Raw genomic sequence first — 19,313 nt, forward strand, 5'->3', positions numbered from 1 at the left:
GTAGTAAGATCAGCCGCAAATCGCGGCCGCAGCGGGCCTCGAAGATGCCGCTGGGTGCAATTTGCGCAATCCGAGCCCCGCGTGTTGATGCGGCTGGCCGAAGGCGGCCGGCAGCAGCAGAATGGCGTCAAAGAGCTGTTGTCGTTGGTTCGCAGAGAGTTGGCGAACGTCTCGTTGGAATGATTCGGTGAACAGGATTTGCATATAGAGAACGGCTAGCGGATTTTTTGAAGTGCGGCCGCGGCGGCCTTTGCCGAGCGGAAGGCCTTTTTGGGACCGGCCGCAGCCTCGGTCCAGAGTCGTTTGGCCTGTCCGTCGGTTAGTGCGGGCGCAACATCGAGATCTGCCTCCGTGAGCGGGCGGATCGTCGCGACGATTTTGGAATGGCGCAACAAGACGACATCTTCTCCGGCGATCGCCGCGTCGACCAACTGATTCAACTTCGCCTTGGCCTCTTGGAGCGCAGTGAAGTACTGGAGATTGGCGACAAAGCCAGCGGCGAAGGTCGCCGCAGACTTGTATATGGTCGAAATTGTTGAATGAAATGTCATAGGCGGTCAATTGAAAGTTTGATTTTTAATTGTCACAGTGTGACGCCCAGTCCATCTCCTCAACTCCATCCTAGGGGGACAGGTACCGTCAAATGTGCGCCAAATGGGCATCGCATGGTACCTGTCCCCCTAGGATGTACTGGGAACGCAACTTTTGGCGGGTGTGGCCGATGAAGAGAGGCGAAGGGATCTCAGGGAACGAGCATGCGACGCGTCGGTTCACATGGTTTGGGAGTGCATTCGCGTGTGGGAGCGCGTCCGGGCGCGGTGCGGCATGCGGATGCGGTGTATGACCACGCGCTGCGGACTGGCGGCACGGTCGCCGATGCGTGGCGCGCAGTGCGGGAGGGGCAGCATCGGATCTGCTTCGTCACTGCGGCGGGGGAGGACCCCGGGGCGGAGGCCGCTGCGCTGGCCTCTGCGGGCAGGGTCTCGGCGCCCCTCACGTGGTCGGAGTCGCTCGGCGCAACGGGGATTGGCAATGCACTGATCCAGCTCGCCGCGCGTGAACCCGATGCGGCGCAACGGCCGGTACGGCTCACGTTGCGACCGAATCCCGGCGACGTAGTGCCGGCATTTTTCCAAGCCGTGACGACGAGCGCCAAACTCGGTGACACGCGCGGGGTGTGGCAAGCGGTCGTGGAGCTGTACGATCATCAGCGTGCATTAGTGGTTCGCTACGGTCCGGCCGTTGCGGATCAACCGCGCCGCTTTGAATTCCCGCTGACCGCGACGACGCAAGTGGCGAAGGCCTTGCGCGACTTGGTGCGCAATCGGGTGGTGCCGCTCGGCGCCGCATACGGCGCGGAACGGGTCGAGATCCATTTGGCAGTGACGCTCGACGCGTTGCGCGAACATTCGCGGAAACAATTGACAACTGCGGCGACCGAGGCGCTCGAACGATGTCGCGCTGCCGGATGGCGCGAGGTCGTGATCCGGACGCTGCAGGAAGTCGTCGCGGCGTTACAACAGGGTGTCGTGGTTGCGAACACGGGACGTGCGCCGCATCCGAGCGGCACGGCCGTTGGGCAGGTCGACGCTCCGGCGTCGATGCATGCGATAGTCGCGTTGATGAATCGAGCAGAGCTCGATCCCTGCTCCCTCCCGCTCCTGCCGCGTTGGGCTGTGGCACTGCCCATGGAGGGCTTCGCCCCGCCGCTGCCGGTGGAGACTCGCATCCCACGAGGCCCTTCACTGACGGCAACGGATGTGGCGCGCGAGTTGTTATCGGCCACGCCAGCCGGGGAGGGATGGACGGCTGCGCTGCTCCAGTCGACACTGCAGCAGCAGGCGCGGGATCGGCGTCGTGTCTATGCGCTGCTGCGGCCCTTCGCCGTGCCTCCGTTGCAGTTACTGGCCACGGTGGAGAGCGATGCCTCGTTCTGGTTGCTGGCGACGGACGGGATGTATCTGCGACATGTCGATGCGGCCGGACAGTTACGAGGCTATCAATATTGCACCGACGCCGACCGGGCCGCGCTCGTCGTGGAGGAATTATTGGCGATGGCTGCAGCGCCGGAATTTGAGTGTTTGCGACAGACCCCGTTCGAATTGCAAATTGCGACCCGCGGCGTCCCCGCCGATCGGCACCTACAGCAGTGGGCGCAGTCTGTGGCCGCGTGGCTCCGCGACGCGGGCTACGAGCACGTCATCATCACGGCAGAACGAGGCCCGATTTTGGCCGCGACCGATATGCGGTTCGCAGAGGCCGCGACCGATGAGCCCGCCCTCTTGGCATCGCCGCCGACCGATGCCGTGGAACTCGTGATGCCATCGGCCGCTGCCGCCGTGCGCGAGGCATGGGACGCGCTCCCGACGCGTCTGCCGCCGGCCGGGGCGTGCGTGATCGACGGTAGTGCGGATACCGCAGCCATGGTCTCGTTTTGGCTATTCGTACACGGGCTTTGGAGCGCCGCGAATCCGCGCCGTGGAGACGTGTTCTTGCGAGTCAACGGCCGCATCGTGGCGCACGCATTGTTCGATACGGCGAGCGGCGCGCCGTTGGGGCTGGAGATCGACGGCGCTGCCGTCACGGTAGCACAACTTCGTACGGTGTTGATCACTGACGAGGAGTTAGAGGGCGGGAAATCCCGATTGATCTTTGCCCCGCTTTTTGCGCCGGTCGAGATTCGCTATCGCACGCCGACGCTTCCGGCCGGTGTGGCAGCCCTCTTCCCGTTGTTGGAGGAGAGCTATCATGACATGGGGTTTGCGGCGCTCGTCTTTTCCACGCCGCTGCGCCAATTCGAATTCGGCACCGCGGCCAGTATCGGACGATGGACGCATTGGCTGACCACAATGGCGGCGGCCTTCGATATCCCACTCCAACCCAACGAAGCGCGCAGCGTGGCCGAATATTTTTTGTGGCCGTTTGGCATCAAGCCGCTACTCCCGGCCGTCGCAACCATGCTCGGCGCGGATCGGGGTCGGATTTCTCGAAATGCGGAAGGCTATGGCACTCCACTGCCCGGCAGCGTCGTGGAGAGCTGCCGGCGGGCATTGGCGGAGCTGCGGCTGCTCCAAGTCGCGGCGCGGAGGCAAATTCGCGTCGTGTCGCTGGGTGGCACGGACTTGCCCGGATGGGTCGCGCAGCAAATAAAAACTGCGGAGGCGTTCGATGCCGCGCTCATGACGGCTCCTGACGACCCACGCAAATTGCCGTTTCTGCTGCTCTGGACGTTGGGCTTGATCCCCGATTCCCGATTTAGTCGACTCAGCCCGTTATTGCAAACGGTCTGGGATGCTGTGGTCAAGGGCATGGCTGATCCACGGTCGTATCTCCGCCTCTTTACCTTGATTTGGATGGTGAACACGGGAAGCGGGAAGGCAAAGGCCAAAGGTCGAAGACGGCTCGACCTGCCCGAGGCCGGACGCGTCGAGGTCATTCGCTTGCAACTGATCGCACTGGTGTTGGAGCTGGCGGACCGCGCCGTGGCCCCGGAGATCATCCGAGGACTGTATCAATCGATTCATCTGTTGCCGGTGCCGCTCGAGCTGGATAGTACGGCACCTCGTTATCCGCTCGCGTCCTCCCAGCACCCGTATGGAGAGCTCTTTACCACGCTGCAGCAAATGCTGCCGCGACTCGAACTCGCTGCGCAAGTCGCAGCGACCGTTGACACCGAGACCTTGTTGGCCGAGACTGATCAGCCCGCGTTGCCGGTCACGACGGCGTTGTCACTGCTTCCTACGATGGCTGCGCAGTTGTTGCACGCAGGTCTGGCGACGCCGGTCGATGTCGGCGTCAATCGGACGCCGCTGAGCGATCGGGCCTGGCGCGCGACGGCTGCGCGCGTGCAACAGCGCTTGCGGGTCTTGGTTCCACCGACGGGCAACGGCGCGGTCGTTACGCTGCCGTGTGCCTCGCGACAATTGTTCGCCGTGCTGGACGGACTCGATGTTTCGTACCCGCTCCTGTTGCAGATGCCAGGTGCGATGTCGCTCCATCGTGCGGTCGATCCGGCCGGGCGGGTCAGCGGTCTCGAGTTCGTCTGCGCACTGGACGCCATCGGCATCGTGGCTCGCATGTTACTCGAACACGCCGATATGGCGGTGCAAACGGGAGTGGCCCTGCGCGGCGTTCCAATCACGCTGACGCTGAGCACGACCCGCACGCGCCTGTCCCGTGCGCTGCAGCGGCGCATGGAAGCGGGACTGCGGCAATTACGGGACTTAGGCTTCCCGCATGTCGTCGTGCGGACCAGGGACGGCAATGTGCTTGCGGCCACGGATGCGTTGCCGGCGCCGGATGCCGTAGATGCAGAGCCGGCGGCCCATGCCCCGCCCGCCGAGCTGATTGGGATCGCGGCGGAAGGGCGCGCAGTGATTGCCGGACGTACTATGGTCACGACGTCGTTGGAACCGATCGAGGCCTGGCGCCGCGGGGACTGCGAGGCGGTGTTGTTGGACTGTACGACGGAACATGGGGCCCTCAGCGTACTCGAAGATCTGTTTGGCCAATACGAGTACCACTCCGAGCCGGTCGGTACCCCGCGCGGCGACGCCTTTATTCGCGTGGCGGGCCAGATTGTGGCCCATGTGTCCGTGGATCCGCAACGGCGGGCGGTGCTGCGTGTGTGGTTAAATGGTGCCGTGATCGACGCGACGCGGTTGGTGTGGTGGGTTTTGCCACCCGCTGAGCAAGACAACGTGGGCGGCACAAGCCGCGGAGAAAAAATATATGCCGCCTATCCCGTGGAGATCCACATTCCGACATTGCAATTGCCGTCGCTCGTCGCAGAGGCGCTCCCTGCGTTCGAACAAGAATTTCGCGACCGACTGATTCCTGGGATCGTATTACGCACGCCGCTGGAAGAATTTGCGTTTGGGCATGCGGCCACGTTGGCCCGCTGGGCCTCGATATTCGTGGCCACGGCGGAGCCGCTGCAGATGGAATTTGACGGGGCTCTCACTCGAGACCTGTGCGTCGCGGATTGGCTGGCGCTCTACGGTGTTGGGGTATCGGGTTCTGGAGAGCTGCCATCGGCCGGGACCGATCGAGAGACGCTCCTGTATCGCCGCCACGAGCGGGGCTATGCCCTCCCGCGGCCGGAGTTGGTCACCGATCCGCTGATAGCTTGGATTTGGGCCGAGAGTCTGCAGGGGTGGCTGCAGCGGATCGGGACGCCGGTGACGACGGCGTCATTAGTCGATCTCGCAAGGCTGGGCGGTATCCTGACGGCCGCACAGGGGCGCAGGCGTGAAACGCCGACGCCCGAGACCGTGCGGCGCGAGCTCCCGGCGCCGCAAGCGGGCCCGGTGCCGCCACTCGGGCTGCTGCTCACGCAGGCCGGAATCGAACGGCTGCCCGCCCCGGACCCCGACCTCTTCCTGGCCGTCTGGGACGCGATGCGCGTGGGGCACCTCGACCAGCGCACGTGGGCTGCACAGTTCGTGGTCGAAGACCTCCAACAACTCACGTTCTCCGAGGCCGCACGGCAGACCGCGCTGCGGATGCGGCTGCTCTGCTTTGTCGTGGAACATGACCAGCTGGACGAGCCGCCAGCGGAACTGCTGCGCCGTCTGTATGGCGCGATCGCCACGCTCCCGCTCCCGGTCCGCGTGGAGGCGGGTACGATGCGTCGCCCGATGACAGACCCCGAGCATCCGTACTACGCCCCGGTCCATGCGATGCGCACGCTGATCGCGGCATGGCGTGCGGAAGCGGCACAAGCCGCACCCGCCGCTGTGTCTCCACCGGCCGTACGCCTGTCATTGGGTGGTCTGTTGATCTGGTCGGACCTGGATCTGGAAGCGGAAGTGGTGGAGCGATTACTGCGGGAACGGGAGTGAGTGATGATTGCTGACCGACATTGCCAAAACGACATCCGATGTCAAATTGGGAAAGGCTTGTCTAAAATAACATCCGATGCTATTTTGAGCATATGCCGCATGAACGGCGCCGCGACGCGATCGATAATGTGCGTCGCATGCTCAAATATTCTCCGCTGGTCGGAATCCTGGGGCATCGGCAAGTGGGGAAGACGACGCTCCTCTCGCGCTTGGTGAAGCGCTATGTCACCTTTGACGATGCGGCCGAACGGGCTGCCGCCGCAGCGGACGCAGCCGCATATTTGCGGCGCCAAGCGTCCGCCGGCTGTGTGGGACTCGATGAATGCCAATTCGTGCCGGCGCTCTTTCCGGCGTTGAAAGAGTGGGTGCGTTCGCATCCGCGACCCGGTCAATTTCTGTTAAGCGGCTCGGTCCGGTTTACGAGTCGGCATGCCATCCGCGAATCGCTGACTGGCCGCCTCGTCACCCAGGAACTGCTGCCGTTCACCATCGGAGAAATGGCGCAAGAGCCGTTGGCCGGCGGACTGCTGCGGGTGATCGGCCGGTCTTCTCTCGATCAGATCGGCACGCAGTGGGTGATGCCGCGTGCGCTGTGGCAGCGCCGCACTCGGGATATTGCGCTCTTTATAGAACGGGGCGGTTTGCCGGGCATTTGCATGATGCGCAATGCGGTGATGCGGCAGACCAAAATCGGGGCACAATTGCAAACGTTGTTGGATCGAGATCTGCGCCTGATTGTGCCCACTTCGTTATCGTATCAAACGGTATACGACGTGGCCGCGTATGTCGCGACCCATGTGGGGCAACCGATCAACTGGTCGGATATGCAGCGGGCCGTGCATGTCACGCCGCCGACATTGAAGAAATTACTCTATGCGCTGGAAGCGATTTTTATTGTGCGAACCGTGCCGATCGAAGGATCGTCGAGCGGGCAGGTTTATTATTTTGAAGATGTGGCGGAATGGCAGTCCCTGTGTGGCGGCCACGTGCCGCAGCCATGGCTCCTCGCGCAGTTGATTTTTCACCACGCGCGCGTGCAGTGGATCTATCAACTCGAGCGCACTGCGGCCTTCTTTCAATATCGGACGCGGGGTGGCGCGCTAGTGCCGGTGTGTATCCGCAGTCCCGAAGGCGTGGTGGGGCTCTTGCCGATCGCCGCCGCGGAGCCGAATCGTTCCGAAGTCGCCATCGCGGCAAGTTTTCTGAAAACCTATGCGCAGGGCAAGCTGCTCTATCTGACCGAAGCAACCGCAGTGCCCCGAGGCAGCAGTCGCACCGCCATTCTCCCGCTGGCCGCGATTACGTTCTAAAGGGATCTCGAAGCATGAGCGCGTCTGTGCACCGCTTGCGGTCCGCATTTTTTTAGCAACCTTTCTGCAGCGGGCGCCGATATAAGAGCGCGATGACGCGTCCTATTGGAAAAGGGCCTGGTCTGGGTGGTGCACTGCCGCCCGGACTCACGCGCGGTCTGGCGCGTACGCCGACACCGTTGCGCGGGCCGCTCGGGAGTGGGATTGGCGGACGCCAACCGCTTGGGGCTGGGATTGGGACCGGATCCGGTCGAGGCGAGCGTTCGCCGTTGTCCTCGCACGGCGACGGGCCATTCGGGATGCCAAGCCGCGCATATCGTTTTTTGCTTCCTGGCGCTCACCATTTTTCCGCACATCATCTCGCCATCGAGTGCGCTAGCGGGCGGAAAGGTCCGCCGGATGGATCCGTCGGGAGTGGGAGTGGAAGCAGTAGTGATGCGCCGCAGGTCACGCGCGAGCCATCGCTTCGTCATGGTAAAGCGATCAAGGCCGGTGGGATTGTCGCCGCGCTCAATGCGTTGGCCGATCAAGATGCGAGTCGGACACGTGCCGTCATCGTGCGGCTCAAACCGCAGGCCTTGAGCGGACCTGAACAATGGGCCGTGTTGTTGGCGGAACTCGGCAGGGCTGTCTGGCACGGGACGGTGACGATTCTCGACGCCGAGAATCATCCGATCGTGCGCCGCGCGGCCCGTCCCGATGCGCGGCCGGCGCCATTCATTTTCGCATTGCATCGCGAGAAAACGCACGCGGCACAATGGGAACGCCTGTGTGCGATATTGATGGACCCCGCAGTGGTGCGCGCCGTCGGCGCGACGCCGATCGTATTGCAATATGGATTTGTTCTGGAGTCGGCGGATGACGCCATGCATGCCCATGCCCGCGATGCAGTGGGGACGCTGGTTTCGAGTGGTTACGTGCAGGTGACGGCGGCGAATGCGGAAGGGGCCACGCTGCTGCGAGTTCAGCCGTGGATGATCTATGCACAACCGGTGCCTCTCGCGGTTGCTGCACCCGAACGCCATCGTTATCCGGAGGCGGTGGGGCGAGTGTTGCGGAGCGAGGAAGATGACGGCTCCGCGGAGTCGCCGCTTCCGGATCAACCCCATCGGGTCTTGGATGAACGCGGCGCGAGGGAGTACGAGGTGGCACAAGTGCGCGCGCTGTTGGAGCCAATTGATCCCGCCGTTCCAGTCGAGCTGACGTGTCCGCGCTCTTCACAACATCTCTATCCGCCCGCGCCTTTCTTAGGGATGCGTCGCCAGGCTGCCGTGACACTGGATGCGCGGGAATCGCCAAACGGATTTGGTGTGCATCGGATGGTATTGCACTTCGATCCGGCGCACGAGGGTGAGTTAGTGCGTGCCGACGTGACAGTGGCATTTGATGAATTACTCGAACAATCGGAACATCTAAAATTATCTCACTTAGATCCCAGTGCACGTACTTATCATTCCCTGGCCGTCGGCGCGCCGCCGGTGCCGGTCGTGATTAAGATTGTGAGTCGGCCGTCGTTGTCGTTGCAAGCGGTGTGGTCTGCGGCGCAGCTCTATTGCCGGCGGGCGCGGCAAGCGCGGATGTCGGATGTGACGATCGTCTACGGCGATCGCGTCATTACCGGCACCATCCCGGGGCGTATCTGGCGCAGCGGGGTGCCTCAACTGCCGGCCGTGGCGGCGGCTGCACCGTCGACTGATTCGGCGGATGTTGCCGCAACGGCGGCTGCCGAACACGTGCCGCCGGTCGCGGCGAGCGAAGGCCTGTCCGCAGATGCCGATGCGGAGCCACAATCCGGGGACGGCGCGTCGTTACTTCCGCCGCCTCCGCCGCCCCTACCGCCCGACGATGGTGGACCGGCGTCGCAACCGGAACCGCCGCGCGGTACTCCCGAAGTGCCTCGAGCCGTGCCGGTGACCACGGCCATTCCGCAACCTCCGCTGCGCACGGCGGTCATTGCGCAGCGCGGGATGCCGGATCCGATCACGATGCCGGAAGCCGTCCAAGAGGGCGGATTGGCGGCAGTCGTCGTGTGGCTGCAAGTGCAGACGGTGCGGCCGCAAGGTGTCATCACGATGTGGGCGCGGCGGACGGACGCCAACCTAGCACTACTGGCGGCCACTGCGGATCGCGGGATGCCGGTTACACTGATCGATCCGATCACAGCGGGCTATTTTCATCACGAACCGTCGATCGGATTCGACGTGGAAGTGAATCCGGATCGACTCGGCCATGTGGTGCGCGCGCTCTGCGCGGCTGCGGACGGAGACTTCGCTCCACTGCGTACGGATCCGCTGATGTTGACGTTGGCGCGGGTCGACGACCTGCCGGAGGCGGCGTTGCAACAATGGGTGACGCGTGCAGTCGCGCGGCTCCGCGACGCCGGATATGCCCAAGTGGTCGTGCGGACGGCGAGTGGCGCGGTGTTGGCGGCGAGTGATGCAATCACCGCAGTGATACCGGAGTCGAGTGACGATCCCTGGACTACCAACGGTGACGCTACAGATTCCACAACTCTGCAGACCATGATTGACGGAGATCTACGTAGTTCCCTCCCAGGCACGAGACTTATCCAATTCCACGGTACGACCGTGCCGGAGTGGTTGCGTGCCCGATTCGCCGCATACGAAACGGCGTTTGATGTGGCGGGATCCCAGAGGGGGCTGCTCATTGAAACCGATACGGAGCGCTACGAGTTTGGTTGTTCGGAACGGCTTCGACTCTGGACGTATCAGGTGCAGGCTGTGGCCCAACGGCACGGTCGGACCCTCACGAAAGCCGAAGCTGAACTGGTCGCCGAGGTCTTGTTGGCGCGCTATTGCATCGTTCCGCAATCGCCCGCCGCCGTCGCCGCAGCCAATCATTATCGCACCAGTCCGCTGGATGCCGCCGCGATGCAATCCTTTCGGGCGGAGGCCTTCCACTTTGCGACGCCGCATGTAGTGATGGCGACCCCGGTAATCCTGCGCCTGACTGCCGATCTCGTGCCGGCCGTTGCGACGCAAGATGCAGCCGCAGAACCGGCACCACCAACGCCTGACACCGTGTTGCCACCGCCAGCGCCTACTGCTGATGATGCCACGGCCGCGTCCACCCCCAGTCACCAGCCACTAGTCACCAGCCACCCCTCCGCAGTCACCAGCCCCCAGCCCCCAGTCACCCCTCCGCAGCCACTTCCGCTTGTGCAAACCCTTTGGGCCCGCATCGGCGCGACGGCACGGCCGGAACTTGCGTCGTTACTGGAACGCCTCTGGGTGATGGAACAGGCACGGCCCGGCGTGCCGTCGTGGGAGATCGCGGCCGACGGGGTGTTGACCGTGGCGCAAGCCGCCCAAGCGGTGCGCGTCAGCATCGCCGCAGCGACCGCGCACGATTGTGCGATGACCGATCCCGCGAGCCTGCGCTGGTTGCTCGATGATGTGATGCCGTCGCCGGAGATGTTCGGCGATCCGGCGACCATGGGGATGGACCAGTGGCCGACGATATGTATTACGCCGGCGGATTTTCGCGATTTGGTTGAGGCGGCTGTTAGCGCGGTCAAGGCCGTGTTGGCGGCGCCGCCGCCGGCAGATGCAGACGCGGCGCCTGGTCCCACGGCCCCCGCGCCAGATCCAACCGCGGCCGCGTCGGCCCCAAGCGCCGCGGCCTCGTCGCACTCCCACGGTTTCCAGCGCCGCGCACTGGTCCGTTATCGTCTCGGTATATTGCGGACCATTCAGCCGCCGGTCGTCGACGCGTCCGTGTTGACGGCGCTCGAACGACTGCCTCCCGATATCGCGTTCAGTCTGCTGAGTCACAACGACGCCGCCATGATGGCCGGCTTCCTGCGCGACCAACTTCCGCGTCCCGATCGGGACGGGGTCCCGCGCCTGGTCAAGCTGTTGTGGGCGTATTTAGGCTGTTACCAAACCGGCTATGCCGCCACGTTGGCAAAATGGTGGCGGACATTTGTGGCCGAGCAGATCGCACGCGATGCCACGCTGCAAGCCCGGCTGGAACAGCTCCGAACCTACGAGGCGGCCGATACGGTCAGCTTCAACGATCTCGATCCGGAATTGTTGCACGCTGCCGTGATGGTCGGCTTCACGGTGGCTGTGACCGCGGCGTTGCATCGCACCGGCGATACCAATCTGCTCCATATTCAGACCGCGTTGGAATCGATTCGCGACGTGAACTCCGCCCGCACCTGGGAGTCCGTGGCGGGCTTGTCGTTCGATGCGGTGCTGGCATCCGTCTCCGCGCTGGAACCGCCCGAAGAAAGCGATCGCGAGGCGTTCATCACGCTCTCCGGCGATTGGCCGCAACCGTTCCTCGTGACCGACGCCGCGCAGACGGCCCAACAGCGCCTCACTGCCAATGCCCCACGGATCAAGGCGCTGGTCGAAGCGATGGTCGCGGGCCATCCGGTGTACCACGGCGATATTCGTGCGCTTGATATCACGAAGCCGCCCGAGGAATCGGTGGCGCCGATCCAGCGGCGTTTCAAAACGAGTGATGGGCGACAAAAAATCGGGAATCGCCATTTGACGCTGGCCGCGCTGGCGGAAATCTACTGGGACTTGGTTACCGCGCCTGGCTGTCCCGGCGCGCATCTGCCGGAGCTGTTCGAGCCGACGCTCGCGGTGAAGCTCGATTGTCTCGTGGAACACCTCTTTGATCAGATCCGGTATGGCCGCACCCGCTTTACCCGGATGAGCCGCGCGGCCTTTGCGGCCAAGGCGAAGGAGTGGGACATTAATCGACTCCTCCCGGTGTTGCGCGGCGACAGCAATGCCGTTGCCAAGTTGCTCGGGACCAAACTCTTCTCCGATCACTGGCGGATCCTCTCGCCATTGGAACGCAAACGGTTCGTCGAAGGGTTTGCCCAGTTGCCGCTGGCCCAAGGCCCCGGGCCGACCGGCCGGCCAGCGCGCACGCGTGTGAGCCTGCACGAATTGGCGGAACAAGAGCGGGTCTTGATCGACTTCCTGCGCGCGCGGAACCTGCGTCTACAAGGACTTGGCGGCGAGGATATTTTTCATCTCTATGAAATTTACCGTTTCGTCACCCACGTCCGTTTCGGCCGCGACTATTCCACAGCGATGCACGAGCTCGCGTATCGATTAGGCGAACGACCCGACCCGAATCCGGATCCGGCCGCACGGATCACGGCGGAGACCGATCCGGTGCTGTTGGCCGTGTTGCGCCAGGCCTACAATTATTATCAGCGCCGGGAACAATTCGGTGCGCTGCCGGCGCGACTCCGGCCCGAGACGTTGAACTTGGCCCAATGGATCGGCGCGCAGTGGTTGACGGAGCGCAGTCCGGTCCCGACCGACGATCCGCAATTCCCGATCGATCCGCATGTGAAATTCCTGCTCGACGGCGCTCGTCTTGGCAAGACGCGCCAAATGTTCGCCGCGTGGCAACAGCTCATCGCGCGGGGCGAGGTTGAGGCCGATGGCGCCGTCCTCTATGTGACGCGTTCCACGAACATGGACGAAGTCGCGAAGGAGTTGCAACTGATCTGCAACGACGGCCAGGCCCCGTCGGTCGGGATGTTGCGCTGGGAAGAGGGACAGAAGGGCGTTGCGGTGACGGAAGTGGCCGGCAAACAAGTCCGGATCGTGCATTATCAGAATTTGTGGCGTCTCAATCCGTACGAATGGGAACGCGAGATCGCGAAGCGGCGGGCCCGAGCCGCGAAATTGCGTGCTTCCGTGGCGGATGCTGATCCGCGAGAGGCGAAGGGCGCACGTGCGTCGCAAGAGATTGCTGAACTCGATGCGGTGATCGAGAAATTGGAAGCGCAATTGCCGGCGCTGCGCACGCAGTGGGAGCAATTGCACGCCAATGTCGCGGTCACGATCGTCGATGAGGCCCAAGAGGCCGAAAATCCTTCCGAGGAGGTCAAACAAGCCAACGGGGTGCGCGATGCGATTGCGCATGTGCGGGGTCGGCGCGCGGAGGTTGGCAAGTCGCCGATGCGGCTCTGGTGGGCCACAGCGAGTCTCTATAATAGCGATCCGGGACATATCCAATCGTTGCTCGAAACGAGTTTCCCGACGCATGAGTTGTATCGGCACGGCGCGGCGTTCCGGGCCGCACATACGCACACGATGGATGGACTGCTGAAACTGCACAACGACCTGATGGGCCAGTTTTCGCTGCGTCGCACCGTGGAAGAGGTCTATGAAGTCGGCGAAGAAATTCCGGCGATTCGCGAAGTGCCGTATGCAGAGCTGGGACGGTACGAACATAGTCGCGAACAACTGCGCATTTATCGCGCGATCTATCTCCATTTCATGGAATGGGCGCGCGCCCGCAATGCGACGCTCCCGCCCGATAAACAGATCGATCTCGAGCAAGTCAATCCGTTGCAGATCTTCCAATTGATGGAATGGACCACGCAACATCCTGCATTGGTCGGCGGCTCGGACGATTCGCCGATGATCGCCGAGGCGGTGCGGATCGCGCGCGAGAATGCCGCGGCAGGCCGTAAAACGGTGATCGTGTGCCAATACACCGCCGTCGTCGATCAATTCCTCGCGGCCTTCGCGGCCGCCGATGTCGGCGCCGAGCGGTTCGATGGGGCCGTCGAGGGCCTGACCGACCAACGCTATCGTTTCGCCGGACGGCGGCTGGTCGCAGATCCGGCCGGGGTTCGCGTGCGAAAAGTCTCCGTCAATTTGGACCGCTTCAATAGCGATCCCACCGTTCCGGTCCTCGTCGCCAACGTGAAGAGTATCCGCGCCGGACTGCGGGTCAATGCCGACGATATTATATTGGCGACGGAACCGATCTCGGCCACGGAACGCTATCAATTGGTCCATCGCATCCAGAACTTGAACGCCTCGGGCGAGGCGAAGAAGGACGCCGTGCGGGTGATCACGATGGTCGGTGTACATCCGCCGCGCTTCCTGGACGACCTCGAGGATCCGGCGTTGATCGCGCTCTTTGAGGCCGGCTCGCTCGGCCAACTCATTCGGGCGTACGTCCAGGACAATCAGATCGTTTGGGAGTTGATCTTGAGTGGCGAAGTGAGTCCGGAGGGGATGGAACGCTTGTTACAGAAGAAAGTGATTGCCGGCGGCGTGTTGGATCCGCTGCGGCCACATTGGGGCGTCCGTTGGGGACGCCGCGATCCGGCGGTGGACGGCGCAGCGTCCCGCAAAACGGGGAAGCACACGGCGCATCTGTCACCGGCGCTCGCGCCCCTGTTGGACATGTGCGAGAACGGCGCCCTTACGCCGCGCGACAAAGAACGGGCGCGGCATCAAATCGCGCGGTTGGCGCGTGGATTCCAGAGTGCCGGCGTCGCGCCGCATCGTTTAGTCACCGTGATTCAGAAACTGGCGCGGCGCGGAGAACGCGGTTTTTCCTGGGCCGATCTGGATGTCGTGGTCGATCTGCTCGAAGCGAGCGATCTCTCGACGCGCGATGTCGTCTTGGCCCAGCTCCCTCGGGCCATGGAGGCGATCGCCGAAGCGGGGCTCCGCTTTGCCGAATTGGCGGAGCAGCTCCAACCTGAAGCCAGTCCGCTCGCGTTTCTCACGATCCCGGCGCTGCTGGCGGGCCGCTTATGGCACACCGACGCGGCCGGTGCGATCGTCTATTTCCGCTTCCTGTTGCGGACGCTGGCCGCCGTGCCGGACATCGCCGCGCGTGATGCATTGGCGCAGCGTCTCTTCGTGGCGTTGGCCCGATTCAGTAGCCGACCGGAAGACTTGTACGACGACACGCTGATGCAGTTGTTTGCGCGCCCGCGACGGGAGCCGCCGCTCGGACTGTCCGAGCAAGTGGCCGCATTGGAACAGTTGGCGGTGCTGCAGGTCGTCGATCGAGAGAACTTGCCCATGTTGCTTGCGGAAGGGAGCGGCACACTGGGCAATGTGGACGACACGCTGGAGAGTCTGCAAGCGGGCGGTGCCGGGACGTGGCAACCGCTGCTCCATGCGCTGCGTGTTGCGTCACCAGGCCCCAGACTGCTCGCGGCACTCGATGCCCTCGGCCGGCGCCCCGGACAGATTGAGGCCGTCGGCACGATGTTCCAGCGGCTCGAAGGGGCACAAGCGGGAGCCTATCGGCAACTCCTGTTGGCGACGCTGACTGAGAATCTTCCCACGTATCGTGCCGCAGCGCCCGGATTCTTGGCGGACGCGAAATCGCGCCGGGAATTTTGGGAACCGTGGGGACAGGAACGGACCACGGCCATGCCCGACCGCGTGGTGGGTGCCCAGGAAATGGTGACGCTGCTGCAACGCGAATACGAACGGCTGATGCATCATAAGTGGGGCTTAAGTCTCGAGCTGTTTGCCGCGTTGGAAGAACCATGGGTGGCCGAGGCATGGACACAATATCGGGACACTGAAGATCGCGAAGCGCGCGCGGCGCAGCACCACGCGGTGCAAGCGGATGTGGCACGCCTCAGCGGGCTCCGTTCCCAAGTCGAGGCGTTTTTCCAACCTCGTCGCCGCCGCCGCGCGAGCGACCCGGAAGTGCCCGCGATTGAGCTCTCCGCGGACGACCTGGCCTGTTTAGCAAGATATAGTGTGACACCGCCCGACCTGGTGAATGCCGAAGCCGTGCTGGTCTACGGTCAACAACTGACGACTTGGGCCGGCCGCTTGCAGCGCGTCGCCGACTGGATGGAATTGAGCCGCACGTTGCATCAGATTTTCCACGACGATGCGGACGCCGATCCCGCGGCCGCGTTGGCGGCCGTGCAGCGGCAGATTTGGGCATTGGAAGACCGTCGCGAAGATGGACAGGGTTCACTACTCGCGGATCGCGTGCTCGATCAGTTGCATCAGCTCCGCCGCCAACTGCAGGCGTTGATCCAGTGCGCGGCGCAGGAAAAAGCGTCGACCGCATTTGCCGACGTCTCAGTGACCGACACCGATGACATAGCCGTGCTCCATCTCTTCACGCATAGCAATGCAGACTTGGTCCCGCGCTTCCGTCGCGGTGCGCGCGAGCATCTCGACACGTTGCTCGACGTGGCCGGCAGCCGCAATCGGCGCTGGGTCGTGGTCCGCAGCCACGGTCGACCAATAGCCGTTGCCGTGGCGTCGGTGGAAAAGAATCAGCCTGGACGCCCGCATATCCACCTCGAATGGGCCTGGTTTGCTGGCGGCTATGACTTCCGCAACGAAATGCTGGCGCATCTCCAAGCAAAAATCGCCGATCGCGAGAACGTTGCGGCACAGGGCGGAACTCCGCAGCCGATGCAATACGGACGCGAGGGGCCGGGGAAAAAGACGCCGTTGCTGACGCAGCCGCTACCGTTTTCGCCGTTGGAGGTGAGCCGGATCCCGAGCCAAGATCGTGTCACGCTGTCGTCGACCGGCAGCACGGTCGGCGACAACACCGTCGAGGCCTTCTCGCGAATCAATCCTCAAGGGACGGAAAAACACGACGCCGTGATCCTGCGTAGAGTTGTCTCCGCGTCCGGTTCTTGATAGGGCGTGTGTCATCATGCAATCGCTCTCCATTTCCATCATCTTGTTGCTTACGTTGTGCGGCATACGCATCGCCCACGCCGTTTCCTGCCCCGGCGCGTGTGGAGTGCTGCAGCGGCAGCTCGGAGCGACGGCCGTCGTGACGCCGGAACACGTGCGTCCATTGCGGGAGTGGTTGGGGCGCGCGGTGGTGCAGGCGCACGGCGCGCAACAATTACGAGCGAGCGGGACATTGCTGGCGCGGGGCTATGCGCAGTTGATGGCGGGCGCGGTGGGCGAGGGCATCCAAACATTATTGCGCGCGGCGGAACCCCACGCCTCGCATGCGGCGCTGGATGGCGCGTATCTGGGTGTCTTAATCTTGTGGCCGGAATTGACGCCGACCCAGCAAGTGGATTGGGCGCGCGACCTGGCCGGCCGCTACGCGTTAGTGGCCGTGGGGGAGCGGCCGCAGCCGAACGGCGCGCCCCCGATACGTCTCCGCCCGCTGGATCTGCAGCGCCTGATTTGGCTCTACACCTCCGCCCAAGAACCGCGCGCGGTCCAACACTTTACTCAGCTGGGGCAGCGCTGGTTCCCGGAGGATCCCGCCTTTGCCCGGCAGGCGACGCCGTCGCCGCGTGTCGTGGCCGAACGTCCTACACCGCAAGCAACCGCACCCCACCGCGACCGGCGGGATTGGTAGGCCCGGAGGCGTGCTGCGCTCAATGTTTTGGACGTGTCACATCCGCTTCATACGGATGATGCAGCACCAGCGGACGATGGATTTGGCGGACGCGAATGTTGAGCATTTCAACGCCGAGAGAAAACGCCATCGCGAAATAGATATAGCCCTTGCCGACGTGTTGCCCCATCCCTTCCGCGACGAGCATCACGCCGATCAGCAGCAAAAAGCTCAAGCCCAACATTTTCAAACTCGGGTGTCGTTCCACGAAACGGCTGATGGCCCCGGAGAACGCCAACATCAGCAACACGGCGACGACCATCGCGACGACCATGACCCAGAGTTGCCGCGCCATCCCGACCGCAGTGATCACGGAGTCGAGTGAAAACACGAGGTCGAGCAAAATCAGTTGTACGATGATCAACCAAAACGCCGCGTGGCGGGATGACGTGCGGTCGTCCGGATGCGCGCGCTCCATCTTGTCGTAGATTTCGTGCGTGGCCTTCGCCACCAGGAACAGGCCGCCGCCGAGCAGGATCAAATGGCGTCCTGAGAACGCGTGGTCGAACAGCACAAAGAGCGGCGCGGTCAGTCCCATCACCCACGAAATGGCCGCCAATAATCCGAGGCGCATCAATAACGCCAATGACAGCCCGATCAGCCGCGCGCGTGCTTGCTCTGCGAGCGGCAGTTTGCCGACCAATATGGAGAGGAAGACGATGTTGTCGATCCCGAGGACGACTTCCATCCCGGTCAGGGCCAGGAGCGCAATCCAGGTTTCTGAGGTTGGCATTCCGATGTCGTGATTAGAACTGCTTTTGCAGTTCCTTGGTCCGGCCGATCGTCTTGGTAATGACGACCAACGCGTGGTCTTTTTGTCCGACCCGTGTCTGAATTCGACGCGCCACTGCGGCCTTTTTTGTGGCCTTCAGCTTGCCGACCAATGCGTCGCGCACGCCCGTCGTCTTGGTCTGCTGCCGCCCCAATCGGTCGAGCCGTTGCTTCAGATAGGTCTGAATGAAGGCCTTGTACGCCTGCTGAAACGCCTTCGCCCCCTCCGGCGACGTCCGTTTGACGCCCTTCTTGTCCGGGTTGGCCTTCAGAAAATCTGCCCACGTATATTTGTCATGGATCGCCATAGTAGCGGGCCTCTTAGTGGCCCCAGCCACGGCTGTCAAGCGGGTTGTGGATAACAAGTGGAAGCCCCACGGGTTTACATATTGCCGGGTGCGACGATTAAGCCGACTTGTGCCATCAAGTCGTGGTGGGCGTGATTACGACTGGAGATCCCGAGTCGGTGGAGATAGGCGTGGGCCGCTTCGTGGGCAAAGACCGTTGCGCCGTTGGACCCGGCGGCGACTCCCACATTGACGAAGATCCGCCCTGAACCGGAGTCATACAGTCCACCGGGGGCGCCATTGCCCGGCACGTCGAAGGCATAATAGATCGTCTTGCCATCTTCGGAGAGGAGGGTTCGTTCTCCCCCGAGGAGTGCAGTCGTCTTCTCCTGCGAACGTCGCCGTTCCAACTCCACCGGCGACACCCTCTGGAATTGTACGATTGTGGCATGGCGTAGTGCCGCAGTGGCGTGCGCTACCGCGGCCTGGTGTGCCTCGTCGGAGATAGTGGTTCCACGGGCCGTCAGTAGTGGACGGAGTCGGGTGGCGGCTGCGGGAAAGTCGCGAATGGCAGTGGCGCGGTGCGCTTCAATCCGGACCTCCAGCGGCGACAGTATCCGGACTTCAGTTTTTTCAGTCGTAGGGGGGACGGGGAGCGCCCTCCTGGTCGGTGCCGGCGCCGCGGGTCCTCCGGCCTGACTGGTCCCCACCGGCCTGGCCAGGATCGACTGCCGCACCCCTTGGCACCCCGCGACGCCGTGGAGCCGCTTGGCTGCAGCAGCCGCCTGTTCGGTTGTCAGCGCCGGCAGGCAGTTCGTTGCCCTATCGGCCGAACAAGTCCCATTCGCCGACACGGCAGCACCCAACCCCGCCGCGCGCAGACAACGTGCCGTTTGAGGCGTAGTGGGGGCAGTAATCGGCAGGCGCGGCGGACCCATATC

Annotated in this window: 9 protein-coding genes; 4 read left to right on the top strand and 5 right to left on the bottom strand. The window is 63.4% G+C overall.

Annotation, left to right across the window (positions count from 1 at the left end):
- Window positions 1–9: 9 nt before the first annotated feature.
- Complete coding sequence (locus tag HY696_02455) at window positions 10–204, bottom strand: hypothetical protein (GenBank protein MBI4237265.1); 195 nt, start codon at window positions 202–204, stop codon at window positions 10–12.
- An 11-nt stretch (window positions 205–215) separates the two neighbouring features.
- The gene (locus HY696_02460; protein ID MBI4237266.1) at window positions 216–551 is read right to left on the bottom strand and encodes a hypothetical protein; all 336 of its coding nucleotides are present in this window, start codon (window positions 549–551) and stop codon (window positions 216–218) included.
- A gap of 246 nt (window positions 552–797) precedes the next feature.
- Between HY696_02460 and HY696_02465 the strand changes: the two genes are divergently transcribed.
- From HY696_02465 to HY696_02480, 4 genes are all read left to right on the top strand, one after another.
- Window positions 798–5,843, top strand: a complete 5,046-nt coding sequence (locus tag HY696_02465; protein ID MBI4237267.1) for a hypothetical protein — start codon at window positions 798–800, stop codon at window positions 5,841–5,843.
- A 92-nt stretch (window positions 5,844–5,935) separates the two neighbouring features.
- Window positions 5,936–7,153 (top strand): ATP-binding protein, encoded by a 1,218-nt coding sequence (locus HY696_02470; GenBank protein ID MBI4237268.1) that lies wholly within the window; start codon window positions 5,936–5,938, stop codon window positions 7,151–7,153.
- A 92-nt stretch (window positions 7,154–7,245) separates the two neighbouring features.
- A complete protein-coding gene (locus HY696_02475) occupies window positions 7,246–16,590 on the top strand; it encodes a hypothetical protein (protein MBI4237269.1) in 9,345 nt (3,114 codons plus the stop codon).
- A gap of 16 nt (window positions 16,591–16,606) precedes the next feature.
- Window positions 16,607–17,275 (top strand): hypothetical protein, encoded by a 669-nt coding sequence (locus tag HY696_02480; protein MBI4237270.1) that lies wholly within the window; start codon window positions 16,607–16,609, stop codon window positions 17,273–17,275.
- A gap of 19 nt (window positions 17,276–17,294) precedes the next feature.
- On the opposite strand, the gene HY696_02485 is transcribed toward HY696_02480, so the two are convergent.
- The 3 genes from HY696_02485 to HY696_02495 all read right to left on the bottom strand — a co-directional run bounded on the left by HY696_02485 (window position 17,295) and on the right by HY696_02495 (window position 19,310).
- Window positions 17,295–18,047: a TerC family protein gene (locus tag HY696_02485; GenBank protein MBI4237271.1), complete on the bottom strand. Its 753-nt coding sequence runs from the start codon at window positions 18,045–18,047 to the stop codon at window positions 17,295–17,297.
- 13 nt (window positions 18,048–18,060) lie between these two features.
- Window positions 18,061–18,393: a hypothetical protein gene (locus HY696_02490; protein ID MBI4237272.1), complete on the bottom strand. Its 333-nt coding sequence runs from the start codon at window positions 18,391–18,393 to the stop codon at window positions 18,061–18,063.
- Window positions 18,394–18,467: 74 nt separating this feature from the next.
- Window positions 18,468–19,310 (bottom strand): hypothetical protein, encoded by an 843-nt coding sequence (locus HY696_02495; GenBank protein MBI4237273.1) that lies wholly within the window; start codon window positions 19,308–19,310, stop codon window positions 18,468–18,470.
- Window positions 19,311–19,313 lie beyond the last annotated feature (3 nt).

Source organism: Deltaproteobacteria bacterium (genome assembly GCA_016210045.1).
GTDB lineage: Bacteria > UBA10199 > UBA10199.

Coding starts and splice junctions, on each gene's coding strand:
- HY696_02455 (MBI4237265.1), bottom strand. CDS start 204: ATGCAAATCCTGTTCACCGAATCATTCCAACGAGACGTTCGCCAACTC.
- HY696_02460 (MBI4237266.1), bottom strand. CDS start 551: ATGACATTTCATTCAACAATTTCGACCATATACAAGTCTGCGGCGACC.
- HY696_02470 (MBI4237268.1), top strand. CDS start 5,936: ATGCCGCATGAACGGCGCCGCGACGCGATCGATAATGTGCGTCGCATG.
- HY696_02475 (MBI4237269.1), top strand. CDS start 7,246: ATGACGCGTCCTATTGGAAAAGGGCCTGGTCTGGGTGGTGCACTGCCG.
- HY696_02480 (MBI4237270.1), top strand. CDS start 16,607: ATGCAATCGCTCTCCATTTCCATCATCTTGTTGCTTACGTTGTGCGGC.
- HY696_02485 (MBI4237271.1), bottom strand. CDS start 18,047: ATGCCAACCTCAGAAACCTGGATTGCGCTCCTGGCCCTGACCGGGATG.
- HY696_02490 (MBI4237272.1), bottom strand. CDS start 18,393: ATGGCGATCCATGACAAATATACGTGGGCAGATTTTCTGAAGGCCAAC.
- HY696_02495 (MBI4237273.1), bottom strand. CDS start 19,310: ATGGGTCCGCCGCGCCTGCCGATTACTGCCCCCACTACGCCTCAAACG.